We start from the raw sequence: 25,801 nt of genomic DNA on the forward strand, positions 1-25,801 counted from the left end.
GGACCGTAGGCCGAGCGGGGAGAGGCATGCGGCGGGTTGTCCACAGGCGCGACAGATCGTCAACCGGCGGATCGCGCTTGTGGAAAACGGGTGCCCGTCCGTAGAAGCGAGTCAGGCGCTACGCAGTCGCCGACGGGCTCGCCGTACCCGCGCTCGCGACTCGTCGCCCATCCCCCGCAGCGCATCAAGCACCGTGAGGTCGGCGTCGAGGAGCGACGCGGCGTCGCCGTAGCCCTGCCGCATCAGCAGGTTCGACAGCCGGTGCCCGTGCTTGTCGTGGCCGAACGCGTCACGGAAGCGCAGTTCGTCGTGCTGGCGGTTACGGCAGGAGTAGCAGCCCCCGCCAGCAGGCATCGGCTCGGCACCCTCGACCTCATCTCGCACGCGGGAGGCGGCCTCTGCGCTCGTCGCTGCGGACGCGGCGCGAGCGACGGGCCGGAAGCCATCAGTTTGTGCGGTCTCGGTATCGGGGGTGACATCACCGGGGAAGACTGCGGTCACGTGCAGAATCTTGGCGTCCTCATCGATGAGGCCGATCACCGTCCAGTCACTCATGCCGCCATCTTCGCCGCCGAACCAGCGCAGATGGGTCGAAATGCTCGACTTCACCCGTGCTGGCTGTCCTCTGTGCGAACCTGAGCCAACGTCGGCGTGGCCCCGCCGGCAACACTGGACGGGGCCGTCCGCCTACAGCAGCCAGCTGGATGCATACGGATGCTGCCAGCATTCCACCCGGCACTGACAGGCGGTCGGAACACCTACGCTTGCCCGGGGACCACGTCGCGGGGACGCCGCCAGACTGCGGGCGATGCGGAAGACCCCCGCATGCGCCGGGGACCACTCGGCCACGGGCGGCGTGACCGCGTTCCCGTACGGAACACCCCCGTACGCGGGGACCACGGCCTGGGCGTGGTCCGTGCTCGATGCGGGTTCGGAACACCCCCGCTCGCGCGGGGAACACCTCGCGGGCACGCTCCAGTGCCGCCGTGAGGTCGGCACACCCCCGCTCGCGCGGGGAACACTTCTCCGTGGTCGTGGGGGTGGACACGGTGTCCGGAACACCCCCGCTCGCGCGGGGAACACACCGCCAGTGCCCAGCCCGGGTTGCCCTACAACGGAACACCCCCGCTCGCGCGGGGAACACCCACGGCGCACCGCGCCGGAGCTGACCAGCTGCGGAACACCCCCGCTCGCGCGGGGAACACCCAACAACCAAGGTCAACAAAAGCCGACCCAGCGGAACACCCCCGCTCGCGCGGGGAACACCCTCTTCGTACATTGCTCGTCTGTCCCGGTGGAGGAACACCCCCGCTCGCGCGGGGAACACCACGTCCTCACCGCGACGCAGCAAGGCGCTTCCGGAACACCCCCGCTCGCGCGGGGAACACTGAACCAGAGATCCGCGTTTCTCGAACGGATGCGGAACACCCCCGCTCGCGCGGGGAACACCGTGGAGCACGCGATCCCGGACGTCATGGAGTAGGAACACCCCCGCTCGCGCGGGGAACGCTACGCGGGGATGGGGATGCGGCAGCGGATCTGCGGAACACCCCCGCTCGCGCGGGGAACACTTCGGCGAGCGGTGGGAGACGTTCTCGGGTCGCGGAACACCCCCGCTCGCGCGGGGAACACGGAGGAGGCCGGGCTGACCTATGTGGTCGCCGCGGAACACCCCCGCTCGCGCGGGGAACACCCCGGCGCGATCGTCAGCAGCGGGCGCGGGCCTGGAACACCCCCGCTCGCGCGGGGAACACATGTGCGGGGCGCCCCTGCGCTGGAATTCGAGCGGAACACCCCCGCTCGCGCGGGGAACACTCTCGGATGGTGACGGACTCGGCGGTCACATGCGGAACACCCCCGCTCGCGCGGGGAACACTTCACGACGGAGCAGGCGCAGGTGATGGTGCGCGGAACACCCCCGCTCGCGCGGGGAACACGTTCGGGTCGGTGTCGAACAGCTCCTCTTCCGCGGAACACCCCCGCTCGCGCGGGGAACACTGGCCGGTACTGGGCGTTGTGGTCTCGTACGGCGGAACACCCCCGCTCGCGCGGGGAACACTCCAGGACGATGGCCCCGCCGTGCAGCACCTGCGGAACACCCCCGCTCGCGCGGGGAACACCCAGGAGGAGAGGGTCGCCCGTCGGGCACGGTCGGAACACCCCCGCTCGCGCGGGGAACACTGGTGCTGAGTGGGTACGCTCATGGTGGATCCCGGAACACCCCCGCTCGCGCGGGGAACACTACGGATGGACCGTAGCCCCATGCCTGGATCTCGGAACACCCCCGCTCGCGCGGGGAACACTCCGCGTGGTACCGGGCCAGGTCGTCCGCGCGCGGAACACCCCCGCTCGCGCGGGGAACACAGTCACAGCCCGCTGTCACAGCCGCTGTCACACGGAACACCCCCGCTCGCGCGGGGAACACGAAGGCGAGACAGCCGAATCCGGCGTTTGCAGCGGAACACCCCCGCTCGCGCGGGGAACACCACAGCATCCAGCAGCGCCTGACCGAACCGGGCGGAACACCCCCGCTCGCGCGGGGAACACGCGCGGTGGTCCCACTGCCGGGCCTCGATCCACGGAACACCCCCGCTCGCGCGGGGAACACAGTTCTTCGAGATCCGCGCGCAGCGCGACGACCGGAACACCCCCGCTCGCGCGGGGAACACCGAACCTGCGCGTGCAGCTGCGGGTGCGTGAACGGAACACCCCCGCTCGCGCGGGGAACACCCTTCCTCGTACCGGCCCTGGCTAGCGATGTACGGAACACCCCCGCTCGCGCGGGGAACACGGTCTGGGTGTTGGCATATGCCGATTCGCGGGCGGAACACCCCCGCTCGCGCGGGGAACACGTGTTCAGCGGCTCGTCCACGCTGTACGTGGTCGGAACACCCCCGCTCGCGCGGGGAACACGCGTTCGGGGTGGAGCGGCCGACGAGCCGTACCGGAACACCCCCGCTCGCGCGGGGAACACCTGGGCGCGTTCGTCGTCGGAGAAGTCGCGGCCGGAACACCCCCGCTCGCGCGGGGAACACACTTCCTGACCTGCTCCGTTAGCGTGGCTTTGCCGGTTCTTTACTGCTGCGGCTTCTCGTCATTGGTACATGGTGGCAGAGCGGTACCGCAGTTTGGGTGTCCATAGGCTTGTTCGGGCGGGTGTCATTTTGGAGCACGTCTCGAGGCAAGGTGCCCGTGAGGGTTCGCAGGTCGACGCGGTGGCTCGTCGCTTAAGGACCGCGCGGGCAGCATGCCGATGGGTGCGGCCGTTCCTTCGCCGAGCCGGGGGCCGGGGTATGGCTGGCAAGCGTGTCTCGGTCTCTGCAGGGGGCTGGGGGCGCGACCGAGGCGGGGCCTCCCTGTCCCGGGCAGCGCAGATCGGGCGACTGAGCGCTGGTCCCGTGGCCAAGTGCTCCTACGGTTGGGCCGCCCACCCCGCACCTATGCGACGACTGCAAATTCCAAGTGATCGACATCGAGCAACGCGATTGCCAGAAGCAAGAGCGCGAGTTTCGCAAGCTGGCACCGCAGCCCGTGCAGAGAGCCGGGAGCCGGCTCTCCCGGCTCCGACGCTGACACTATGCGCAGGAGATCCCGTAATTGGTTGCTTTGACCGACGTCCCGCCCCAGCGCCAGCGCCGAGGCTGACATCAGCGGGCGGGATGACCGTGACGTGCCCGGTGGCGAGCAGCTTGCGGTAGGCGACCGCTACCACCGGTGCCCAGGTTACCGACCGTTACCTCGCTGGGCTGGGCGTCGTCTGAGATTCTGATTGCCCTGGTAAGAGGCACATCCTCGTCCAAGACAAGGATTAGACGGGGAAGCACGATCGGCGCGACCAACCCGCCAAGCTGGCGGGAAGCTCGGTGCTGACGGAACCATCCGCACATGTGTCCTCGAACGTGAGCCCGACGGGCTGCCCGGGCGCACCGGTTCCAGTCCCGGCGTCGGGCTTTGAACTGCCTGTGGTGAATGCGGTTGGCCTGCATCTGGACCATGTCTGCGGAGTCGCCAGGGTGCATTGCCTCGATCACGGTAGCGATCCCGGCGGCGAGCGTCCTGATCAGCAGGGTCAGTACCACGAGCAGCAAAAGAGGGAAGAGGGCCTTCCATGGAACGCCCAGTACAAGAAGGTCAAAAATCAGATTGTTCATCAGGTCCTCCCCGTCGAGGGCTCAGGCAATAGCATCCACTCCCAGGTGTGGGAAGGGCCCCCGATCAGCGGGCCCTTCCCACCTTGCCGCATGTCCCCGTAGCTCGCTGGGAACCTTACGAGGCGAGCGCTTTCTACAGCCGTGTGGCCTGTCGGGGCAGGCTTGTACGTGCCGCCTCATCAGCATCAATGGGTAGGACAAGCTGAGGCAGCCGGACTGTCGAGTTCGGTGTAATGAGCCTCAACACCAACAACACCAGGTTGTCCCATGAAGCCTTGAGTGTCGTAAGCCCTGGATTATCTACAAGTTCCATTCCTGTGTGCTCCTCTGTCTTCGGCTCTAGGCCTTTGGCGGGCCTGGAGCCGAGCGGGATGGAGGGCTAGCGTCCCTCCCGCCCCCGTACGGACTGGGCCTCCAGGCCGTACGGGAGCGGGACGCTCTAGTTCTCCTAAATATGCGGAGGCTCGTAGCCGAGGTGTCTGAACTTTCCCTGCCGATAAGCTCTGTTGACTTTCCGCACGGCCTTGTACTTCATCTGCGTCACAGCTTTGACAGTGGTAGGCGGATTGAGCCACTCGGCTACTGCAGCGTTGTCCTCACCCAGGACCTGCGCCAGAACGTAGACATGCGCCTCGCGCTTGGTGAGAACCCCGGACTCGATGACCCCACGGGCTGCCTCGACCAGCTCAGTATTGAGCTGCAGCATGCTGTCGAGCTGGGGGTCGGTGTACTGCCGCTGGCGCAAGGCGTCCAGATGCTCGTCACCGACCAGCACTTCGATGGCCGTCCGCAGCTTGCTCAGTGCCTTGGTCACACAACTGTTGAGGTACGGGTCAAGATTCTCGACCGGCCCATGCCTCACGAGCCTGCGCTCAAGGCCAGCGAGAATCGACTGCCACATATCCTCGGCCATCTGCCAACCAGCCTTCCGGGCCATCCGCGCGATGTGCATACCGGACTGCTCAAAGGCGATCGCCAACTGCTCGCGTGTCTCGTTTGAGTGCCCGGGCAGCACGTCGACTGATGCTTCCGCATCGGCCGCAGGCGTGGAAGTCTGTACGGGAAGGTCAGAGGATGCTGAGCTCTCGCCGCGCATCTCTTCGGGCATGGGTACTCCTGAGTCGAATCGGGTTGTCGCCCACCTTCAGGCGCAGCACCCCTCCCGAATCACCGAGGTTGCCGTATTACATGCTTAGTGTGCAGTCCAGGAGATTGGTTCCCTTTCAGCGGCACGTGGCGGTGCGACTGCGGTCGGTGTCGGGCAGGGGCGCGTCGCGCCGGCCTTGCTGCTGTGGTGTGCTGACGGCCTAGGTAAGGGCTGTACCGTAGCTGCTGGTCGCGGGGCCAGGCGGATGCCGCGGGTGCTGCTCGTGGACGCAACCTCAACAACCGCATGGCCATGAAGGCGGTCCTCGAGCCCCTCGACCAGGAAATCGTTGCGGTCTCCTCCGGCCGCGAAGCACTCAAGGAGCTGCTGGGCCACGACGACATCGCCGTCATCCTGCTGGATGTGCACATGCCGGGCATGCACGGCTACGAGACCGCCGCCCACATCAAACGCCGCCACCGCACCCACGAAATCCCCCATCATCTTTCTCACCGCCATGGGGCCCGACGACTCCGCCTGCGGGCTACGCCGCAGGCGGAGTAACTTACCTCGCCGAACCCTTCGCCCCCTGGGTCCTGCGCGCCAAGGTCGCCGTCTTCACCGGCATCCACCTCGAACGAAACCAACGCGGTAACCACTGACCGTTCCAATACTGCTTGCATGCACCGTCCCGCAGCATGCCGGTCCGGGGATTGTGGCCCGCAGGCTGTACTGTGACCCAAGCCGGACGCCACTGCCCACGTCCAACAACGTCAGGTGTGCCGCCCCGGGTGTGTCCCGTCAACGGCTGATCTTGGTTGTTAGGGGTGCGTGAAAAAGGGCCCGCTGCCGCGCGCAATTGGTGCGGTGCGGTGGTGCGCACGGTGCGGTGACGGGGACGATGATCCGCCGAACCCGGCGGCCGCTTCGGTGTCGCCAGCCTCCACGGCCTGACGGTAGTTGAAGGTGCTGAGTACCTCGTCCGGCGTCAGCGGAGCGAGGGGCACGGTGGGGTTCTGGAACATGGTCGGCTCCTCACGTACAGGCCGCCCCGCTGATTACAGTGGCCTCGGGGCCGATGCTCGGGCCGCGGGGCTGGGGATAGAACCCGTACACCGAAGGTGAACGCACCCGCTGGGCCGGCGCTCGTGTTGCCCTCTTCTCCAGGCTCGCTAACTGTGGCATTCCGTCCATTCCGGCAAGGGGGAAAGCTCCGTCCCGCGACGCTGCGCGATGGGTCGGGGAAGAGGCGCTGCCGTCCAGGGCGTGCCGTTGGGAGACTGCGGGGATGACCACGCAGCGGCTGCCGTTCCCGATCCCGGACGAACGCGCCCACCTTTTCGTCGACAGCTACGCTGACATGCACGGCCTCGTTGAGGACCTGGTCGTGCCCGCCGGCATACCCGAGGCCGCGGCCACCGTCCTGGCTACGGCCCGCGAGCTGCTGCGCCAGTCGTACTACTGCTACGAGTTCTCCACCGTGGCGGTCATGCACTCCCTGATCGCGGTGGAGATCGTGCTGCGCGACCGTATCCCGGACGCGGGCAAGAAGCCGCTGCACCAGCTCATCAAGCAGGGCGCCTCCGACGGGATCCTGACAGCCCGGCAGGCGGAGTACCTTGACGACGGCCGGAAGATCCGCAACGGCATGGCGCACGGCCAGACCACGCACGCGGTGATGCCGCCGGCCATGGCGGTGCCGATGGTGACGACTTCGTTCGCGATCGTCTCCGAGCTCTGCACCGCACCTACCTGACGATCACGGCTCGGTAACGACACTCAGTGAAGCGTCACACCGTCGATTTTCGCCACACCTCTACCAGGTGACGGCGGGATTCTGTCCGGAGTACCGCGCCACCTGCGTGAGGAGCCTTGCCATGACGTACACCAGCAGCGCCCGGCAGCCCGAGCCGGAGTCGCGTCCGACCCGGACAAGGGGTGCTGAACGCCCGGCGGGCGGCCCGCAATCCAGTGCCGTGAACGGTGCCGCGAACGATTCCAACGTTGTGCCCATCACCGCAGCTCACAGCGCGCGCCAGAGGACCTCCCGGCACGCTGACACCTCTCTCCCTTCCCCTGAGACATCAGCGAAGGGGAAGAGGTCCACTCCCACGGCCGGGAAGGTGCGGGCCGATGCGCTTCGGATGCTGGGGTGTGTGCGGATAGCCACGGTGCGGCAGATGGCTCAGGTGATCACGAAGGATGAGTCGGACGGCCGGTCGTACGTGCGCAGGGCGATGAAGGAACTGGCGGAGCTGAGGCTGGCGGAGACGAACGGCAAGGCGGGCAAGCACCCGATCTGGAACCTGACTCCGGCGGGACAGAAGGCTCTGGCCGACGGCAACGAGCTGCCTCCCCGTCCGCAGGCCGGCACCGGAGCGAAGGCGGTGAAGGCCGGGTTCGGTCCGCACGGCGTCGCGGTGACGGACATGATCCTCGCCTACGGCGGCCGCAAGCACCTGACCGACTGGCAGGTGGAGGTCAACCACGCCATCAAGGCGACCGGCCTCAGCTTCAACCCCGACGCCGTCCTCGCGCTGCCGACCAAAACCAGCGAGGTGCGCCTCTTCGAACTCGACAACGGCACCATGTCCCAGGCCCGCCTCGCCAAGGAGGCCTGGGACTACGAGCGCTACGCCGGGCACCGCGTCTGGGAAGGCGCCCGCGGCACGATCGGCAACACGTTCCCGTTCTGGCAGCGCCACCGCTACACCCGCTCCCAGACCTTCCCGCGGCTGCACGTCGTCCTGGCGGGCAAGGAGGAGCACCTGCTCGACAACCGCCTCCAGGCGCTCGCCGACGACGTGAAGGGCATGGCCGTCGCGGTGTGGGTGAACACACTGCCCCGGCTCCAGCGAGGCGAGCCCTGGTACGAGATCGGCGTCGACGACCCCGACCGGCGCCGCCGGTGCTACCCCGAACCCGTAGGCCGCTGAGCCGCGCGCGACGCCGGGCAAGCCCTTCGCGCGAGGGGCTTGCCCGGGGCACGGCTACACGAGGGCGGCGGCCACGGTCTCGAGGACAGCGCGCTGCTGCGGATCGACGGGCGCGTCGGCCTGGCGCAGCGAGCGCAGCGTGCTGCCTTCGACGCACAGCCTGCACAGCCCGAACACCGGCATCGGACCGGCACCGATGAGGGTGTGCGAGGTGGAGCTCTCGTAGACAGGGCGGTAGCAGCCGGGGCACAGCTGGCAGTCCTCGGGCTCATCCGCCGGCAGCGCGTCGGGGCCGAGCAGCGGGACGATCCGGCGGAGGTTCTCCCCGGCCTCCGCCCACAGTCCCATCGGCCGTTCCGCGGACCGCTCGAACACGACGTCGCTGTCCGGGCCTTCGCTGGTGCGGACCCGGGCCAGCGTGCCGACGCCTTCCTCGGGGTGGTCGGGAAGGAACGCCAGGACGGTCCGGTAGCCGGGCCCCTCGGTCACGCCGAAGACATGTCCCTGCCCGGCAGCGAGCGCCGCGGCCACCTCCTTCAGCCCCTGGCCGTCGTCGTCGTTGCGCAGACGCAGCGGCCACGCAGCCGGAGCGTCGTCGATCTCGGCAGGGGAGGAGGTGATCAGGATGCCGTTGCCGGACTGGCGGACGTCCAGGTGCTGCATTCCCCGGGTGGAGTGGAAGGCGGTGCCGAACCATTCCGTGGTCGGCTGGCTCTCGCCCCGTGGGCGGCGTGGCTTGTGCTGCTTGTGACGTCCCATGTTGTGCCTCGCAGACGTGGGCCCGTGCACGGGCCGGATCGGTCCGCTGACCCCACAACCGGCTGCCCGGCAGGTCGGGTGCGCCACGGGCCCGTCATTCACCCGCCCAGCCGATCCGGCTGTCGGGTGCCCGCTGTGAAAGCGGTCGTTGTCAGTCGGCTACGACGTCGCGTAGTTCCTGTACGGCGCGTTCGCGGTGGTGCTGTGCGGGGATCGCCTCGTACAGGTCCAGGGCGCGACGGCGGACCAGGCCGGTTCGGTAGTCGACGGGCAGCGACTGTGCGACGGCACGCCTCTTCGCTGTCGCCGTCGTGATGGGCACAGGCGGCACCGTAGATGTACAGCAAAGTGCGCGTCATCGTGCTGGTCGGCGCGGACAACTCCAGCGCCCGCTGCTGGCTCTCCTGAGCGCGGAGGGTGTCCCCGAGCGTGGTGAACGCGTGGCTGAGGTGGACGTGGTGCTTCTGCTCGCCGTACGTCAGCCACGTGTCCGACCGCTCGCACTCGCCGGAGCGGGCCGCGCTGACGGCGGGTGGGCCGGGGCGGGCCGGTCGGCGGTTCCCCACCGCCCCGCTGCCGCGCTGCGCTTCGTCGTCTGACGTCTCGTCCGACAGATGGAAAGTTCCGATCGACCGGCACTTGACCGGCCTGCCCTCCATCCTGGACACATGACGTCCAGTGACCCCGCCCCGGCACACGCGCAGCCATCGATCACGACGGTGACGCGGCACGACATCTTCAGCTATCTGCGCGGGATATCGAGCCCCTGGTGGGGGAAACTGGACGAGGTCACGTTCCTGGAGGGCCTCTACGACCTGGACCGACCTGCGGCCGAGAACGGCCAGCTCCCGACTGTCCGTGCCGATATCCAGCAGCACCGGTTCAACAACGAAGATCTGCCCGACGACTGGATCTTCGAGGACTCTCGGTTGGAGCTCTCCGACGGGCCGGACGAGGTGCTGCTTGCCTTCCTGGCACGAATGGTCCATCCCGAGGTTGCGGCCGGCGTCGAGGAGGCGATGAAGCAGGTTGAGGAGCTGAACCGGCTGCTGCCGCTGAACGACGACGACACGGGCAAGCTCGACCTCGTCCTCGGGCAGACCTACAGCCTCCTAGACTGCGCCGGCGAGGAGACCGCATGCGACCTGCTGCGTACAGCTGTCCTGACCCTGCGCCGCGACGGCGGCTTCTTTAACCCCGTGCCTGGTGACGGTTGGACGGCGGACACCTACGAGGCGGTCCTGACCGTGGAGCGCGAGCTCCTGCCCATCTGTGCCCCGGAGACGAAGGAGGTGATCTGGGGGACACTGGAGACCCTGCTCAGCCAGCTCGGACGCACCGACGTCCAGGACCTCGTGGTCGAAGGCGATACCCGGCCGCTGCCCCACATCCCGCCGGACTGGCGGGCCCAAGCCACTGCACCCGCCACCCCCATCGTTCGTGGTCTCCGCCTCCCCTTCACCACCACCGAGTTCGACGTCACCCGCGGGGACTTCGCCGACCTGGAGATCCGTGCCTCGCATGACAGCAGCGGGTTCCACTACCTCTACGACACCCGCGCACGTCGGATGATCACCGACTTCGTTCTCGACGCCCGGCCCCAGGTGGCCACGCTGTGCAGCGTCACCATCATCAAGAAGGGCAGCACCTTCACGCCGAGGGTCAAGCTGTGGAAGAAGGACAAGAAGAAAGCAGGTGAGGTCCCCGCGACGAACACGTTGCCCGACACCGGGGCCACCCGGGCTGTCAAGGCGCTCGTCGACACCGGGGATGTCCACGAGAACTTCTGGAAGGTCATCAACTTCCTCCAGGGCTGCGCCGGGCTGAGCACGCCCGGCGGCTCCCTCCAGCTCGTGGCCGGAGACGAGGCCCAGCTGACCCAGATGCTGACCGGCCAGGACCGGACGATGGTTCTCGGTGCGGTCAGGACCGCGATCGGCGGCGGGCTCACCGAGGAGGACATCCGGTTGATCAGCAACCGCAGGGAGCAGCTCAAGAGGTTCGAGCGGCTGCTGAACGATCCGCACTACTTTCAGCAGGAGGAGAGCCTTGCGACGACGCGCGGGGCGGAGGCGGTCTGGCAGGCCTTCTTCGAGGCGAACCAGTGGATCTTCGGCTACGGGCTCAACCTCATCGCCTGTGAATCCATCGACGACGGCAAACTGGAACGCATCACCACCGGTGCCGACATCTTCGGCGGAGCCGGGAAACGCATCGACGCCATCATGCGTTCCAAGGGCCTGATCAGCAGCATGCTCTTCTGCGAAATCAAGACCCACGACACGGAGCTGCTCGCCAAGGCCCCGTACCGCGCGGGCGTATACCAGGCATCGAAAGAACTGGGCGGCGGCGTGGCGCAGGTGCAGAAGACCGTGGGCAAGGCCCAGCAGCTCATCTCCCGCGAGTTCCTCAACCATATCTACGACGACGACGGCACTCCGACCGGCGTCGAACTGTCCACCACCCGGCCCCGGCAGGTCGTGGTGATCGGGAGCCTGCGCGAATTCACCCACAACGGCCATGTGAACCCGGAGAAGATCAGCTCCTTCGAGCTGTACCGGACATCGATCCAGGACGTCGAGATCATCACGTTCGACGAGCTCTACCAACGGGCGTGCTTCATCGTCGAAGATCGCTAAGACTCCCATCCACCGGTCTGGTTGGCCTGTGGGTGTGTCCAGTACGTACGGCGGCCCGCGTGTGGTGACCGTCGTACGGGGTGGGCCGCTGGTAGCCCCGGCTCGGACCGGGACCACCAGGTCGGCGGATGTGGGCTCAGCGGGGGCGCCGGGTCAGCGCTGCTGGATCCACCAGATGATCCACGCGGTGCCGCTAGCGCCCAGGGCGCCAGTGGAGCCGCGGACGATGCCGTGGCCCGCGGTACTGGCGAGGGCGCGCAGGCGACGGCGGAGACCGCCGTCCAGCAGCCGCCGCAACCGGGTCCGGATCTCGGACCGGATGTGGCGCAGCTTGCCGCTGCCCTGGTGATGCCGGGTCGACGCCGGCCGGTCGGTGCCCTTAGGCTCGTTGGACATGCTGATGGTGCCTCCTTGGGGAGTGACTGTCGGTTTCTTCACTGGGCGGCTCCCTGCTGGAACAGGGGGCCGTCGCCCGTTTGCGGGGCGGCGGCCTGAACCGCGCCCGACCCGTGTGCGAGGGGCCGGGAGTCGTAGGACCGGGGCTGTAGCGCCCCGGTGGTGTTCATCGCGGAATCGCGGCCCCCGAGAGCGCGGGGATACGGGAGCCGATCCGCAGCGCGGTGCGGGCGATGCCCTCGGGAGTCCAGGCGGCCTCCGCCGCCTCGCGCTCCGTCTTGTTGACGTTCAGGTCGAACGGCGCGGCGAGGGCCCAGCGGACGTGCGTGCTCTGCCCAAGGACGGAGAAGCCGTCCAACTGCTGCTCGGAGAGGAACTCGTACAGCAGGCGCTTCTTCTTCAGCTCCTCGATGCCACGCCCGACCGTCGACGGGGAGATCCCGTACCAGAGTGCGTACTCCCTGGCCTTGTACAGGGCGAAGGACGGGCTGCGCTGGCTCATGAGGATGAGCAGCATCGCCTTCGCCGGCATCGACAGCTTCCGGTAGTAGTGCTGCTCCCAGTACGCGAAGGGCACCTTGAAGTAGGTGCTCTTGCGGGAACCCTCCTTGTCGCCCGACGGAAGCGTGTACGGGTCGCCGGAGCCGTCCTCGAGCAATTTGGTGATCTTCGTCATCCGGCCGTCCGGCTCGGTGCTGATCAGCTTCAGTTCCTTGAGCTTGTGCAAGTGCCGGGAGACTGCGGCGCTCGCGGTGCCGTTGGTGGCGAAGGAGATCCCCGCGGCGCGGCCCCAGGTCTCGGACCGGTGAACGACGCCCCAGTCGGCGCGCGCGGTGACGCAGTGGATCAGGAGGAACAGGTCCAGCCGCTCGTTGCTGCGCAGCATCTTGGAGAACGGGCCGGGCCGCGTGACCAGGCGGAGGCCGGGATCGGCATCCTGGACGAAGGCACGCCGGACGGGGACGGCACGGCCGGTGCGCTTGGACTGCTCCAGCAGCATCCGTATCGTGTCGTCCTGGCTCACGGCCATGTCCCGCTTGAGCACGGTCAGTTCGGTGTTCACGGAGTCCATGTTCACCCATCGGCCGCACGAAGCGGGTGCCGAATTCCGGTGCGGGCCGCTTGGCCGCTTCCCGTTCAGACCGGGCTATCGGAAAACAATTGGATAACTGATGACCCCAGTAGGAAACCATTGGTGGCTGAAGCCGCAGGCAGTCGCGTAAACGACACCTGGAACCTTTAACGCTTCAGACGGCGATCTTTGATGTTCTGGGGTTCGACTCTTGGATAGTTCACGCCGTGATTCCGTACCTGGTAGAACACGGCGGCGAATCCGGTTCAGAGCCGCGCTGGTGACGTCTCTTCCCGTGGCTGCCAGCGGCCTACGCGGTCCGTACGACTGCTCCCGTCCCGAACCCGACAGCACGAGACCCCGGGCCTGACGAGCCCCGGGGTCCGGCGTGGTGGGGAAGGTGCAGTCAGGGAAGGGCTCAGTAGTCGTCCCGTTCGGAGGGCGGCCCGTACTGCTCGATGAGGTCGCAGGTGCAAGTGCCGCCGCCGTACACCGTCTTGTCGCACTCGTCATGGTGGTGCCGTACCGGCGGCCGCTTCGGCGGGGCGGCCGGGGCGGGAGGCCGGTCAGCTCCGGACCGGGCTGCGGCCCGGAGCTCGTTGTCCACGACGGCGGAGGCGATCTCGTCCTTGCGCCACTTCTCGGGGGAGTTGTGGTTCACCAGGCCACCCGCGTAGGCCATGCGCAGCAGTTCGGCCTCGGTGTGCTTTCGGGTCAGTTCGTAGGAATGCGCCCGCTTACGCGAAGGAAATTCACCCGCCCGGATGCCGCTGCCGTACGGTCCGACGGTCGTGGTCGGGGCGACCACGGACCCCGACCATGAGGCCGACCATGGCGGCCTGTCCCCGACCACGACTCCGGGGGCGGGGCGTGTCTGAAGTGACACGTAATTCGAACAAGAGATCTAATGCCGGTATGGACGTGACCGACTTCCCCGACGATCTGGTGCAGACGCAAGCCGCCTGTCACGCCACCTACGACGCGCTCGCCGCACCCCGCCCCCGCGACACCACCGCCCTGCGCCGCCGCCTGCTGCTCCTCTCCGTACGGCTGTGGTGGCACCCCTACTGGGAAACGGTCTCCTCGGTGCCGGCGGCACGGTCCGCGCTGCGCCACCTCGCCCGCGCCCACGGAGCCGTCCGGGCGGCCTGACCGGTCGTCCTGGTCGACCAGGAGCACGAGGTTGCGGCAAGGATTGCGCCTATCTGTTGCGCTGGATGTTGTGCCAAGGGTTGCGCCAGGTGTTGCGCGGCCCGCAGGACCGTCCCCGTGTCCGTGCAGGTCATCACCCGGGTTTGCCGTGGTCGGCCCGCTGACAACCCCGTTGCGGCTGCTCTGCCCATGTCCCTTGGCTGGAGTGAAGGAGGAAGGGACGGGCGGGATGGGCGGCGCGGCCGCGGCCGAGGATCGGGGCGCGCTCAGCCAGTTGCGCGTCGGCCGGGGCCGCCGCGCCTCGCCGCCGTCAACCCGGCTACGACTGCGGGTTGTGTTGGATCACTTACGCAAGAGTCCTGATTCGTGCTACTCGTCTACCGGGGCGATGTAAGCGAGATCGGCGGGGGCGCATGACATCGGAGGGCGTGGAAGTACGGACTCGCAGGGCGAGCCGCGTTCAGGATGCTGTGCGCATCCTCTTCCTCTTGGATCACTGTCCATCCCCGGGTAGCGGGTGCCCAGCCCATCCGGACGCGGTGGCGGTGCTGCGCGGACAGAAGAAGCTTCAGGCGCTCGACTTCTGGCTCCGCAACCCCGATTACCTTGCCGATGAACTGCTGAACGCCGCGGAGGCCGGCCGGAGCGTTCCGGGAGTCAGCCCTGTCGACCGGGCGGCTGCATTGCTAGAGGGCGATGAGCCGGATCTTGAGTCCTATCCCATGATCCGCTGGCGCTATGGCGCCTACGAGTCACTCGATGACGCTCTGGCATTGCTGGTCGCGCATGGACTGATCGGCATCGACGCCATCGGGACAGCGCCTGACATCGACCGCTGGGATTACTGTTTGCTGCCGGCGGGCCGACAGGACGCACAGGAGATGCGCTCGCAGGAGCCGGATCTGTCTTGGTACGACGAACGCGCGGCACTGGTGCTGCTATTGGCCGGGGACCGCAGCGGCAGTGCCTTGAAGGAGCTTCAGTACGCGCAGGGTGAGTACGAACGAACCCACATGGGTGAGGACATCGCTGGCATTCTCCCGCGCGTCCGGGCCCGTTTGTCGGCGCTGCAGAGCAAGGTGAGCGAGGGGAGCGCATGAGTAACTTCACCGAGACTGTTGCCCGCCGTGCTGGTGTGGACGTCGCGGAGGCCGCAGCAGTGCTCGAGCATCACCGGGTACGGGAGAGCGGCGTGCTGCCGCGACCGCACCGACTGGCATTGACCTCGATCGAGTTCTCAGGAACCAAGGCAGGCAAGTTCACCGACGACTTCCGCTTCAGTTGGCGGCTCAGCGACGGGTTGTGGTGCCTAGCCGGCGACAACCTCAAGGGCAAGAGCACTGTCCTGGAAGTGATCTGGTGGTGCCTGCGAGGCAAGAACAAACGGCTGCAGGACACCGCACGCAGATGGATCTCCCACGTTCGGCTCGAAGGCCACATAGACGGTGAGCCCTTCAGTGTGGAGTTCCAGCACAAGGACGGCGTACCGACCGGACGCCTGGAGACCGGAAAGACCACCTCCGGAATCGACTTCGCTGGTGAAGCCGAGTTCGCCTCCGTGATGAGCCAGTTCATGATGAACCGTCTCAACCTGGAGATCCTCCGAGGGTGGCACTCCGACGTCAAAGGCGAAGAAGACGGCAAGGCCACCGTCACCGACTGGGCGCTGTTCAGCCACGCACTGATCTGCCGCAACCGCAACGCTGAGGTCCTGCTCGGAGAGACCAGCGAGAATGGATCCGTCGTCAGCCTGCTGCAGATGTTCATCGGCCTTCCCTGGACCAGCACACGCCGGGACGCCGAGACCGCCCTGAAGACTGTCCGGCAGCAGCAGCGGGGCGAGAAGCGTCGGGCTACCGAAGACACCCAGGCCCGTGCGAGCTCCCTGCAACGGCTCAAGGACGAGATCACTGCTGCCGAGGCGGCCCTCGCCAACACTGGTGTCGCCCCCGCCCTGGAAGACCAAGCCTTGGCCATTGAGCAAGCCGCGGCCCATGTTGCGTCCTGCGCGGGATGCCATGCCACTGCCGTACAGGTGCATCTAACCGTCCAGCAGAACTACACCGAGCTGCACCAGACACTCGTGGAAGACCGGAAGCGGCTACGCGACATGAAGGAGAACACGGCAGCCAAGCGCTACTTCGGGGCTCTCGCCCCGACGTGTTGCCCGCGTTGCACCACCCCCGTCGCTGACCTCGCTCAGGCGCGCGGCGACCAGGCGGCGGACCACTGCTCCGTATGCGGCAGCGCACCTCCCGAGGATGCTCCGGAGGACACCACAGCTATCGACCAGATGAGTGAGAACATCGCCTCTCTGGCCGCTGCGGACGACCAGGCCCGCACAGCGCTGCGGCGCGCGGAGAAGGAACGGAAAGAAGCCGAAGCCCAGCTCGACGCGGCCCGCCGTGCGATGGCCGCTGCCCAAGCAGCACTACCGGATGCCTCTGTTCTGCGACGCCAGCTTGACCTGGAACGTCTGCGCGGCGCCCTGAAAGAACGCGAAGCCACCCACGCTCGCGCGGGTGGAACAACGGCGCCAGCCCCAGAGGAGAAGATCCTGGAGGCTGCGTACAAAGAAGCCGACGTGCGCGCCGGAAAGGCGAGTAAGCCCATCATGGACCGGGTAAGCAGCGAAATCTTCGACCTCGCCGTCCGACTGGGATACGACAATCTTCAGGGCGTAAAGCTGCAGGCAAACGGTCCCATGAAGCTCCAGTTGGACGATGGACCGTCTTCGTTCCAGAAGGTGACCGAGGGCGAACAGCTGCGTCTGCGCATGGCCACGCTGCTGGCTCTCCTCCGCGTCGGCCAGCAGCACGGCGGCCGCCATCCCGGACTCTTCCTCATCGACTCCGCCGGCGCCCAGGAAATGATCCCGACCGACCTTGCCGAGACGCTACAGCAACTTCGGGCGATCTGCGAAGAGACCGACGGGCTGCAGATCATCGCCGCTACGGCCAACCGTGAACTCGCCCGTACGGTCATCCCTGACGACCGCGCGAAGATCGCTGAAGCAGGGGCCTTCATGTGGTGACCATTACTCCGTCGACGCGTTAACGCGTCATTCATCGCAGGCCGCCGCACGATAAGGAGGGCCCACCGTGACGCCGCTCGAGACACTCCTAGCTCGCCGCGGAGACGCCCCCACACTCGAAGACTTCGGCGGCGAAGACCGATTCTTTGCCCAGGCAGATGAACTTGCCACCTCTCGACTGTGGTTCCGCGCGGCCGAGGCTCTCCTTGCTGCCTGGGATTGTCTCAACAGCCCAGACCGCGCCGCAGCCTTCATCGCCGAAGCACTCACGGCGGAGAACCGGCCGGGCGTCGTCGGAGACCTCCTTGACCGACTGTGCGACCACCCCGGGTACCTGAGGGACCACTCCACCGCGCTGAATCGAATCGCCCTGCGCCGGACCGAGCCCCACGCCACGGCTCTCGAAGCTGAGACCGCAGGCTTCTTCCTTGAAGCCGCACTCCGCCTGGCACTCGCCGGAGGAGCCATCAAGCGTTACGGAGTCCTTGACGTCCTCACTGACCCACAAGCCCCCTCCGCACCCATCGGGTACGCACGCCAAGTCGTACGGGCGCTCGGAGCAGGCTATGAACAATGGCGCGACGCAGACCTGACTAACGCACTCCACGCATTCCTTGACATACCGGCTCTACGGTCCGACGCTGCGTTTGAGCTGGCTATGTGCCACCTCTCCGACGCATTCAACGCCGCAGATCGCTCAAGCCTCCTCACCCAGCTCACCGCCAGCCGCACCCACTTCACCGAAGCCATCGACTCCGACCAGGATCGCCCGGACGCCACCGCATACCGGGCCGCAATCAACGCCGTCCTGGCGTTCGAAGCCAACGACAACGAAGCCCTCAGCACCGAGGCAGCGCAACTACGCCGCTCCACCTCTGAACACGCGCTCTGGCTCACCGGTCTACGAACAGGCTGGCGAGATGGCCGCTACGACACCGAAGCAGCGTGGTACACCCTCAGCGCCGATCTCGAGCACGCCGCCGCCCACCTCGATTCCCCCCTCCCCACCTGGCCAAGCCAGACGATCCAGCACGTCTTCGCTGCCTACATCGCTCACCGCTCCGTACGCCTCACCCCAACCGGCGACGCCTCTGCGCTGCAGCTCCTCGTAGCTCCCCGTATCGAAGATGCCTTTGCCGCCCGCGAAGGACTCCTACTGCACGTGCACGCGCTGCTCGCCGACGCTCCACCCGACTGGGACCGGCAGGCTGCCGAGGAACTCCGGTCAGCAGTCGAGTCCCGGCTCGGGCTTCCGCCTGAAGAACCTGAGGACGGCCCGGGAAAAGACGGAGCGGCCGACGACTTGGCCGCCGAACTTGGTAGGGCGGTTCTAGCGGCCCTGCCTCCCGACACGCTCAACGGCCTACATGAGCAGCTCACCGACACGTACAGCAGTCACATCAAGACACTGCCCAAAGCAGAGCAAGACCTCTTCAACGAGGTCATCAGAGGACTGCAACCTTGCCCGGACTTTCAGTCCTTTTCGGTACGGGAGCACTTCATCCGCCTCGTCACCGCGACAATCCGATTCCTGGCGAACAGGACGAACCGCGGCCGTGACAAGCACACGAAGAAGACTGCCTACCTCTTCGCGCCCAAGCCTGGAGAGAAGCTCCCGCTGGAGATCGAGCTGCAGGAAGATCTGCACGACTACCTCGACAGCGCCTGCTTCGAAGTGCAGATGGAAACCATCGACCGCAGCGGAGGCCGCGCCGACATCCTGGTGATCTTCCCAGGATTCAGCATCGTGATCGAGTGCAAGCGCGAACTCAGGAAGGCGGAACCTGCAGACCTCAAGCGCTATTTGGGGCAAACGGTGGCCTACCAAGCCGCAGGAGTCACACTCGGCATGCTTGCCGTTCTGGACCTCACACCGAAGCCCCAGTGGCTTCCCAACCTGCGGGACAACATGTGGACCGAACACATCCCCGCCCCCGATTCCAGACAGCTGGATCGATGGGCGGTTGTCATGAGGGTCCCAGGAAACCGTACTACCCCGCACGACATGTCATAACGGCACGGAGTCCCAGACGTTTCTCGCCCAGGGCCCCGCGCGGCCCGGACGGCAGCGGCGTCACGCCCACTCCACGCCCAGCTCCCGTAGCGCCTCCAGTTGCTCCTGGGTGAGCTTGTCCCGCCTCGCGCGAATGTTCGAGTTCCATACGCCCAGTTTCACGACCACCGGGTCCGTCTCGCCGTCCACCGCGATCTCCTCAGCGTGGCCGCACGGTACAGGTCGGGCGCCTTCCCGCTCTACCCATTGCGCGAGGGCCGTCAGGCCCCGCTGGAACGCCTGCTGCGCCTTGCTCGGGCCCCTTGCCGCGCGCCCGGCCGCCGGGGCGGCAGACGGCTCCTCAAGCGGCTTGATGCCCAGCACAGTCAGCCGCTCCCGCTGCTCGGGCAGGAGCCGCGCCCAGGTGCCCGGCTGCTTCGGAACACCCCCGCTTGCGCGGGGACCAACTTGTGCGAGTCGGGACCAGGTTCGGCGGGCGGCGGAACACCCCCGCTTGCGCGGGGACCAACAGTTCCTGACCTGCTCTGTCAGCGTGGCTTTGCAAGTTCTTTACTGCTGGGGCTTCTGGTCATTGGTACATGGTGGCAGAGCGGTACCGCGGTGTGGTTGTCCTTAGGCTTGTTCGGGGCGGGTGGTGAACATCGGCCTGATCGGCCTGACCGGCCGCCACGCTCTGGACGGCGGCTATCACGCCGTCATCGAAGGCATCTTCTACGCCAACCACTACGGCGCCATGCTCGCCCAACTGCTCGCCGGACGCCGGCTATCACTGCGGGGGTGGTCCTTGCCGTTCGCCGAGACCCTCGCCTGCCACGTGGCCAAGCGGATCGCCTGCATGGTCAGCAGGACGCAGCTGCGCGACTGGTACCGGCCGCGTGATCTTCTTCCCGGCGGCATCGAGACCGTCTTCGACGCTGGCAGCAGCCTGCCCGAGACCGTCGACCGCATCATGCTCGACTCGGGCCTGGCCGGCCTTTCCGCACTCGAGGAATGACGGGAAGTGCCCCAGCGATCCACCGCAGCTCCTGACTCGCTGCCGCCCCCCGAAGGTCCGCCGCGAGTACGCGCACCGCGTTCTTCAGCAGCGTTCAGCAGCCGGCCGGGGCCTGGCGGCCGTCGCCCGACTCGTTCCGCCCGGCGGCGTCCTCGGCGCGCTCATCTAACCCTGAGAACACTGTTGGTGAGTTCGGGCTCGTCTTCCGGACCCGGGCGGGCGGCTCTGCTGAGGGCTGTAGGCGTCACCGGTGGCTCGTCCCCGGTTCCCCGCCGGTTCCGCGTTTGCTGGCGCCCGTGGCGGGGGAATGGGATGCCGGCGCGTGGCCGCCCTGATGCGAGGTGACCCTGGGCACCGCGAACGGACCACCCCCCCCTCGCGCGGGGACAACGTCCTTCAGTGCCTTGCGCGCGGCGGCCGGACCACCCGCGCTCGCGCGGGGACCACGTGACCACGGGCCCCGATCTGTTCGCACGCCACGGACCACCCCCGCTCGCGCGGGGACCACGGCCACCAGGACGCTGGAATCGCCCTGGTGGCCGGACCACCCCCGCTCGCGCGGGGACCACACCAGCCCCGTGGCCGCGATCAGAGTCGCCACCGGACCACCCCCGCTGGCGCGGGGACCACTCCCTGTCTTCCTCGTACTTGTCGAGATGCCGCGGACCACCCCCGCTGGCGCGGGGACAACTTCGCCGCCCCCGGGACCCCGCTGCCCCCGTCAGGACCACCCCCGCTGGCGCGGGGACAACGCGATCCCCTGCCCCGTCTCCAACCGGCTGACCGGACCACCCCCGCTGGCGCGGGGAGCACGTCCGATGCGCCGGCGCATCGGACGAATCCGGCGGACCACCCCCGCTGGCGCGGGGAGCACCCGGACCAGCCCGGCTTAGACGTGGTGCAGGACGGACCACCCCCACTGGCGCGGGGAGCACGCTGGATCCCACCAGATACGGCGGGACCTCCTCGGACCACCCCCGCTGGCGCGGGGAGCACGCCGGCCTCGTCGGGGCCGCGCTGCGCCGCGACGGACCACCCCCGCTGGCGCGGGGAGCACTCCTCCCCGTGCCGCATGTGCCGCAGCACGACCGGACCACCCCCGCTGGCGCGGGGAGCACTCCTCCAGCACGTTCTGCAGGTACGGCATCCGCGGACCACCCCCGCTGGCGCGGGGAGCACTGTCGCTTCCTGCTGGATTTACGATAGGGCAACGGACCACCCCCGCTGGCGCGGGGAGCACACGTCGACGCGCAACCGGCCACCGGCCAGGACCGGACCACCCCCGCTGGCGCGGGGAGCACCGGACCGGCTCCAGGGGGATCTGCGGACCGTCCGGACCACCCCCGCTGGCGCGGGGAGCACAGATGCCGCTCGAAGCGGGCGAGAGACCAGTCCGGACCACCCCCGCTGGCGCGGGGAGCACTACTGCGGACCCTTCGCGCGGTGTTCGCGGGCCGGACCACCCCCGCTGGCGCGGGGAGCACCGGTCGCGGATGTCGCGGGCGAGGGCGACGGCCGGACCACCCCCGCTGGCGCGGGGAGCACACAGGCGTATTTCACTCAAGCGAGTTCCCATCAGGACCACCCCCGCTGGCGCGGGGAGCACTCGGTGTGGTGCCGGTCGGGGATTCCCGCCCCCGGACCACCCCCGCTGGCGCGGGGAGCACCTCGCCGACTTCGGCCGCGGTCGGCTCGTTTCCGGACCACCCCCGCTGGCGCGGGGAGCACTCGGCGGCTGACGCCAGCCGCCGGGCCGCCATCGGACCACCCCCGCTGGCGCGGGGAGCACGCGATCAGCATCGCGTGCGACATGTCCTCGGGCGGACCACCCCCGCTGGCGCGGGGAGCACTGGGTGATCTGCTCTTGATGCTCGGCCGCTTCCGGACCACCCCCGCTGGCGCGGGGAGCACGCAATCTGACTGACGGCCGGGGCGACCGCGGTCGGACCACCCCCGCTGGCGCGGGGAGCACGTGGTGACCTGATCGTGGAGATCACCAAGCAGCGGACCACCCCCGCTGGCGCGGGGAGCACTTCTGCAGTTCGGTGACCGCGTCGAAGGCGGACGGACCACCCCCGCTGGCGCGGGGAGCACACGGCAGCGTCGATTGCCTCCCAGTTCTCCTCCGGACCACCCCCGCTGGCGCGGGGAGCACCTGCCGCTGCGCATCCCCGGCAACACCCTCAGCGGACCACCCCCGCTGGCGCGGGGAGCACTCCAGCAGCGCCTCCCGTCCGGGGGCGTCGTGCGGACCACCCCCGCTGGCGCGGGGAGCACTCTTCCTGGCCTGCAGCTCTATAGCGGCTTTGCTGTTGCTTGACCATGGTCTGTCGGGGTCACGCCCTCATGCTGTCAGAGGCATGTGATGGAGTTTTTGCCTCTGATGGAACGCGGTGGGGAGGCGCGGCGTGGTTGATACGCGGTTGTGTGGGAAGTCCGACGGGCTGGCGACGCCGTATCCCGTGGTGGGGCATCTCGTTGACTCCGCGGTGGTGTGCGGCAGTGTGTGGGATCGCGTGCTGGCCGAGGGGCAGCGCAGCCGGGTCGTGGAGGCGTTGGGTGTGGGTGTCTCTGAGGCCAGGCGGATCGTCATGTTCTGGGCGGGACTGCACGATCTCGGAAAGATCATCCCGTCTTTCCAGGGCATGCTCCTCAAGGCGAGGCCGGCTCATTCCGGGTTCCTCAGTGAGGCAGCGTACGCGCACGACCGGTGGGCTGACTCCACAGTCGGCCGGATACGTCATGAGAGCGCCACCCACGCGGCGCTGCCGCAACTGCTGGCTCGGCTCGGATACCCGGCTGCCGGGGGGCGGCCGGCGAAGCTTCTGGCACTACAGGTGGCGCAGATCCTCGGCGGGCATCACGGCCGCTATCCCTCGGACAACGACCCACGGGATCTGCGTAACCCCTGTGCCCGGATGCCGGAACTCGGCTCCGGGGCGTGGGCGGAGCAGCGGCAGCAGCATGCTGAAGCGCTTTACGAAGTGCTGGGGCGGCCCGCTGTCCCCAATGCTTGTGCGATGTCGCCGACTACAGCGGTTGTGATTGCGGGAATGGTGATCGTCTCTGACTGGCTCGCCAGCCAGGAGCATGTGATCGAGGCGCAGCAGAAGGAGATCGAGGCGCAGGCGGACTATGGTTCCCCAACATCGTTGCGCGGTCATGCGCGGAGGATGGGACGCGTGGCGCCGGTCCTTGTGGAGGATGCCGGCCTGGGAGGGGCTGGTTTCAGGACCGGTGGCTTCAGTGAGTTGTTCCCCGACATCCGTTCGCCCTATTCCCTGCAGTTGAGTGTGGCGCACGGGTTGTCCGGCACCCGGTTGCGGGGGCCGGGCGTTCTGCTGGTGACGGCGCCGACGGGGGAGGGCAAGACGGAGACGGCGCTGTACGCCGCGTCGCTTCTGGGAGCAGCGTGCGGGGGTAGGGGGCTGCTTTTTGCTCTGCCGACCCAGGCAACGGCGAATCAGATGTATGGCAGGCTCGTGGAGTTCGCTGGGCGGAACCTGCTGGATCCAGCGCAGCTGACGCTGTTGCACGGCGCCGCCGACTTGTACGCGCCCTACGCCAGGCCGCAGAGCGACGATGCTGTGGACGCACCTGAGCCGCGGGTGGTATCCGATTGCGAGCCGGGCGCCGAGTGGGATGGCCGGGTCTCGGTCGAGGCGGGGCGCTGGCTGCGCGGCCGGGGGCGGGGGATCCTGGCGCCGCTGGCCGTCGGCACGGTCGACCAGGCGTTGATGGCCGTGCTGCCGTTGAGGCGGAACGCGCTGCGGCACTTCGGGTTGTCCGGGAAGACGGTCGTCATCGATGAGGCGCACGCCTACGATGCCTACACCCACGCCCTGCTGCTGCGGTTGCTCGAGTGGCTGGGAGCTTTGGGTGTTCCTGTGGTGCTGTTGTCCGCGACGCTCACCGGTGATATCGCCCGCGGGTTGGTGAGGTCCTACCTGACGGGTGCCGATCCCTCGAGCGCCTCCCGCCAGGTGCCTGTGCCGGCGTATCCGGGGTGGGTCTATGCCTCCGCACGCGATGACCTCGTCCTCGGGCCGGACGAACCGGTCCGCAGCGAACGGGGGCGCAAGCTCGCGGTGATGGTCCGCCGCGTTGCGCACACCTACGAGCCGGACAGAGCCGGTGGTCGGCTTGCCGCCGTGCTCGACGCGCTCGACGGTGTGATCTCCGGGGGCGGGTGCGCGGCGGTCATCTGCACCACTGTCGCTGAGGCGCAGCAGACTTACGCAGCGCTCCGTGACCACTGTCGCGCCCGCTTCGGGGCCGGATATCTCGGCTGGGATGACTGCTCGGCGGAGGACGATCAGCGGCAGGACGCAGCCGCGGGGCCTCGGTTGCGGCTGCTCCACGCTCGGTTTCCCGCGGGTCGTCGCGCTGGGCTCACCCGGGAGGCCGAGAGGTGGTTCGGCCGCACGGACAAGCTCGGGGTGCGTCGGCCTACCGGTCCCCGCGGCGCCGTTCTGGTCGCCACGCAGGTGATCGAGCAGTCTCTGGACCTCGACTTCGACCTGGTCGTCTCCGACCTGGCGCCCATGGCCATGCTGCTGCAGCGGGCTGGGCGGGTTTGGCGTCATCGTGAGCCGTCCCCGTCCCGTCCCGCATGGGCTGATGTGCCACGGCTGGTGGTGCTGGCGCCGGCTGGGGAGGACGGCGACCTGTCCGTGCCGGGATCGTGGGGCGATGTGTACCAGCACTCGCTGCTGCAGCGAACCCTGGAGTTGCTGGAGCGGCGGGCCGGGAGACCGGTCACGGTGCCCGATGACGTCCAAGCGCTGGTGGACGGGGTTTACGCGGAGGAGTTCGTATCCGTTGCTCCTGAGAAGTTGATGGAGCGGGACTTCCGGCGCCTGGCGGACGATATGGCCCGTGGCGCCTTGGCCGAGATGGTCGCCCTGCCGTCACCACACCGCGTCACCTCACTGCATTCGCTGACCACCAGCGACGCCGACGAGGAGTTGGTCCGCACCCGGCTGGGGGCCGAGTCCGTCCAGGTGCTGCCTGTGTTCGAGAACGAGGACGGGCGGTGGCTGGATGAGGCGTACAGCGTGGCGTTGCCCGAGTCGGGCCGGGGAGGGGCGGGGCGTTTCACCGTGGCCGAGGTGCGCGAACTGCTCTCTTGCGTGGTGCCGCTCGCCCACGGGCCTTGGCGTGCGGCGTGCGGGCCGGCGCACGACCCTCCTGCCGACTGGGGCAGGGAGCCCAGGCTGGCCCGGATCGTCCTGTTGCCGCAGCGCGTGACGGGCGGCGAGGTGGTGGGCGCGGCGCTGGGGGAGTACCAGATCACCTACGACCATGCGCTGGGCCTGATCACGCGGCGTACAGCGTGAGACGTAAATACGTACTACGTACCTACTCATCTTCAGGTGAGGACCTGTACCCCGTGCCTACAGTTGTCGTGCCGTGACGGTGAGTAGGACGTTCGCCGCCCCGCAGCCAGCGGGGCGGCGAGCGCTCCAGGCCCCCGCCTGCGCGGGGATTTGAAGTCTGAGCGGGACCCTACCTGCCTGCTCATCGACTCACCTCCGCCTGCGCGGAGCGTCTCCGCAGTGCGGAGG

18 protein-coding genes, 1 pseudogene and 2 CRISPR repeat arrays are annotated in these 25,801 nt (G+C 68.0%); of the genes and pseudogenes, 11 read left to right on the forward strand and 8 right to left on the reverse strand.

What is annotated here, in order from left to right; translation table 11 throughout:
• Positions 1–111 precede the first annotated feature (111 nt).
• Together JW613_RS31030 and JW613_RS31035 are read right to left on the reverse strand one after the other, a co-directional pair.
• Positions 112–609, reverse strand: coding sequence for a hypothetical protein (locus JW613_RS31030; protein WP_209214201.1), 498 nt, complete (start codon positions 607–609; stop codon positions 112–114).
• 323 nt (positions 610–932) lie between these two features.
• Positions 933–3,035: a CRISPR direct-repeat array (repeat unit 29 nt; unit sequence CGGAACACCCCCGCTCGCGCGGGGAACAC).
• 1,564 nt (positions 3,036–4,599) lie between these two features.
• Positions 4,600–5,259: a hypothetical protein gene (locus JW613_RS31035; RefSeq protein ID WP_209214202.1), complete on the reverse strand. Its 660-nt coding sequence runs from the start codon at positions 5,257–5,259 to the stop codon at positions 4,600–4,602.
• Positions 5,260–5,500: 241 nt separating this feature from the next.
• Between JW613_RS31035 and JW613_RS31040 the strand changes: the two are divergent.
• The 3 genes and pseudogenes from JW613_RS31040 to JW613_RS31050 all read left to right on the forward strand — a co-directional run.
• A pseudogene (locus tag JW613_RS31040) lies at positions 5,501–5,900 on the forward strand (response regulator); the annotation flags it as partial.
• Between the two features lie 626 nt (positions 5,901–6,526).
• Positions 6,527–6,994 carry a hypothetical protein gene (locus JW613_RS31045; protein ID WP_209214203.1) on the forward strand — a complete coding sequence of 156 codons (468 nt, stop codon included), beginning with the start codon at positions 6,527–6,529 and terminating at the stop codon, positions 6,992–6,994.
• Between the two features lie 388 nt (positions 6,995–7,382).
• Positions 7,383–8,174, forward strand: a complete 792-nt coding sequence (locus JW613_RS31050; protein WP_209214245.1) for a replication-relaxation family protein — start codon at positions 7,383–7,385, stop codon at positions 8,172–8,174.
• A gap of 54 nt (positions 8,175–8,228) precedes the next feature.
• On the opposite strand, the gene JW613_RS31055 is transcribed toward JW613_RS31050, so the two are convergent.
• Together JW613_RS31055 and JW613_RS31060 are read right to left on the reverse strand one after the other, a co-directional pair.
• The gene (locus tag JW613_RS31055; RefSeq protein ID WP_209214204.1) at positions 8,229–8,933 is read right to left on the reverse strand and encodes a hypothetical protein; all 705 of its coding nucleotides are present in this window, start codon (positions 8,931–8,933) and stop codon (positions 8,229–8,231) included.
• Positions 8,934–9,084: 151 nt separating this feature from the next.
• On the reverse strand, positions 9,085–9,255 hold the full coding sequence (locus JW613_RS31060; protein ID WP_245226583.1) for a hypothetical protein: 171 nt from the start codon (positions 9,253–9,255) through the stop codon (positions 9,085–9,087).
• A 118-nt stretch (positions 9,256–9,373) separates the two neighbouring features.
• Between JW613_RS31060 and JW613_RS31065 the strand changes: the two genes are divergently transcribed.
• On the forward strand, positions 9,374–9,532 hold the full coding sequence (locus JW613_RS31065) for a hypothetical protein (RefSeq protein ID WP_209214248.1): 159 nt from the start codon (positions 9,374–9,376) through the stop codon (positions 9,530–9,532).
• 69 nt (positions 9,533–9,601) lie between these two features.
• Complete coding sequence (locus JW613_RS31070; RefSeq protein WP_209214205.1) at positions 9,602–11,572, forward strand: Shedu anti-phage system protein SduA domain-containing protein; 1,971 nt, start codon at positions 9,602–9,604, stop codon at positions 11,570–11,572.
• Positions 11,573–11,725: 153 nt separating this feature from the next.
• Here the strand turns inward: JW613_RS31070 and JW613_RS31075 are convergent, their stop codons facing one another.
• From JW613_RS31075 to JW613_RS31085, 3 genes are all read right to left on the reverse strand, one after another.
• Positions 11,726–11,968, reverse strand: a complete 243-nt coding sequence (locus tag JW613_RS31075; RefSeq protein WP_209214206.1) for a hypothetical protein — start codon at positions 11,966–11,968, stop codon at positions 11,726–11,728.
• A gap of 166 nt (positions 11,969–12,134) precedes the next feature.
• Positions 12,135–13,031, reverse strand: coding sequence for a hypothetical protein (locus JW613_RS31080; protein WP_209214207.1), 897 nt, complete (start codon positions 13,029–13,031; stop codon positions 12,135–12,137).
• Positions 13,032–13,458: 427 nt separating this feature from the next.
• Positions 13,459–13,848 carry a hypothetical protein gene (locus JW613_RS31085; protein ID WP_245226584.1) on the reverse strand — a complete coding sequence of 130 codons (390 nt, stop codon included), beginning with the start codon at positions 13,846–13,848 and terminating at the stop codon, positions 13,459–13,461.
• Positions 13,849–13,955: 107 nt separating this feature from the next.
• Here JW613_RS31085 and JW613_RS31090 point away from each other — a divergent pair, with 107 nt between their 5' ends.
• The 4 genes from JW613_RS31090 (at position 13,956) to JW613_RS31105 (ending at position 19,240) form a co-directional block, all read left to right on the forward strand.
• Complete coding sequence (locus JW613_RS31090; protein WP_209214208.1) at positions 13,956–14,192, forward strand: DUF8825 domain-containing protein; 237 nt, start codon at positions 13,956–13,958, stop codon at positions 14,190–14,192.
• A gap of 539 nt (positions 14,193–14,731) precedes the next feature.
• The gene (locus tag JW613_RS31095) at positions 14,732–15,292 is read left to right on the forward strand and encodes a hypothetical protein (protein ID WP_209214209.1); all 561 of its coding nucleotides are present in this window, start codon (positions 14,732–14,734) and stop codon (positions 15,290–15,292) included.
• Positions 15,289–17,226 (forward strand): ATP-binding protein, encoded by a 1,938-nt coding sequence (locus JW613_RS31100; RefSeq protein ID WP_209214210.1) that lies wholly within the window; start codon positions 15,289–15,291, stop codon positions 17,224–17,226. Before JW613_RS31095 ends, JW613_RS31100 begins: the two co-directional genes overlap by 4 nt.
• A 67-nt stretch (positions 17,227–17,293) precedes the next feature.
• Positions 17,294–19,240, forward strand: a complete 1,947-nt coding sequence (locus JW613_RS31105) for a hypothetical protein (protein ID WP_209214211.1) — start codon at positions 17,294–17,296, stop codon at positions 19,238–19,240.
• Positions 19,241–19,300: 60 nt separating this feature from the next.
• On the opposite strand, the gene JW613_RS31110 is transcribed toward JW613_RS31105, so the two are convergent.
• The gene (locus JW613_RS31110; protein WP_443742848.1) at positions 19,301–19,603 is read right to left on the reverse strand and encodes a helicase associated domain-containing protein; all 303 of its coding nucleotides are present in this window, start codon (positions 19,601–19,603) and stop codon (positions 19,301–19,303) included.
• Positions 19,604–19,874: 271 nt separating this feature from the next.
• Here JW613_RS31110 and JW613_RS31115 point away from each other — a divergent pair, with 271 nt between their 5' ends.
• Positions 19,875–20,234 carry a P-loop NTPase family protein gene (locus JW613_RS31115; protein ID WP_209214212.1) on the forward strand — a complete coding sequence of 120 codons (360 nt, stop codon included), beginning with the start codon at positions 19,875–19,877 and terminating at the stop codon, positions 20,232–20,234.
• Between the two features lie 418 nt (positions 20,235–20,652).
• Positions 20,653–22,511: direct repeats of the CRISPR family, unit length 29 nt; unit sequence CGGACCACCCCCGCTGGCGCGGGGAGCAC.
• 131 nt (positions 22,512–22,642) lie between these two features.
• Positions 22,643–25,573: a CRISPR-associated helicase Cas3' gene (cas3, locus tag JW613_RS31120; protein ID WP_209214213.1), complete on the forward strand. Its 2,931-nt coding sequence runs from the start codon at positions 22,643–22,645 to the stop codon at positions 25,571–25,573.
• Positions 25,574–25,801: the final 228 nt, after the last annotated feature.

The organism is Streptomyces smyrnaeus, from assembly GCF_017676345.1.
GTDB classification, from domain to species: Bacteria; Actinomycetota; Actinomycetes; order Streptomycetales; family Streptomycetaceae; genus Streptomyces; species Streptomyces smyrnaeus.

Coding starts and splice junctions, on each gene's coding strand:
- JW613_RS31070 (WP_209214205.1), top strand. CDS start 9,602: ATGACGTCCAGTGACCCCGCCCCGGCACACGCGCAGCCATCGATCACG.
- JW613_RS31090 (WP_209214208.1), top strand. CDS start 13,956: ATGGACGTGACCGACTTCCCCGACGATCTGGTGCAGACGCAAGCCGCC.
- JW613_RS31050 (WP_209214245.1), top strand. CDS start 7,383: ATGCTGGGGTGTGTGCGGATAGCCACGGTGCGGCAGATGGCTCAGGTG.
- JW613_RS31075 (WP_209214206.1), bottom strand. CDS start 11,968: ATGTCCAACGAGCCTAAGGGCACCGACCGGCCGGCGTCGACCCGGCAT.
- JW613_RS31100 (WP_209214210.1), top strand. CDS start 15,289: ATGAGTAACTTCACCGAGACTGTTGCCCGCCGTGCTGGTGTGGACGTC.
- JW613_RS31035 (WP_209214202.1), bottom strand. CDS start 5,259: ATGCCCGAAGAGATGCGCGGCGAGAGCTCAGCATCCTCTGACCTTCCC.
- JW613_RS31055 (WP_209214204.1), bottom strand. CDS start 8,933: ATGGGACGTCACAAGCAGCACAAGCCACGCCGCCCACGGGGCGAGAGC.
- JW613_RS31045 (WP_209214203.1), top strand. CDS start 6,527: ATGACCACGCAGCGGCTGCCGTTCCCGATCCCGGACGAACGCGCCCAC.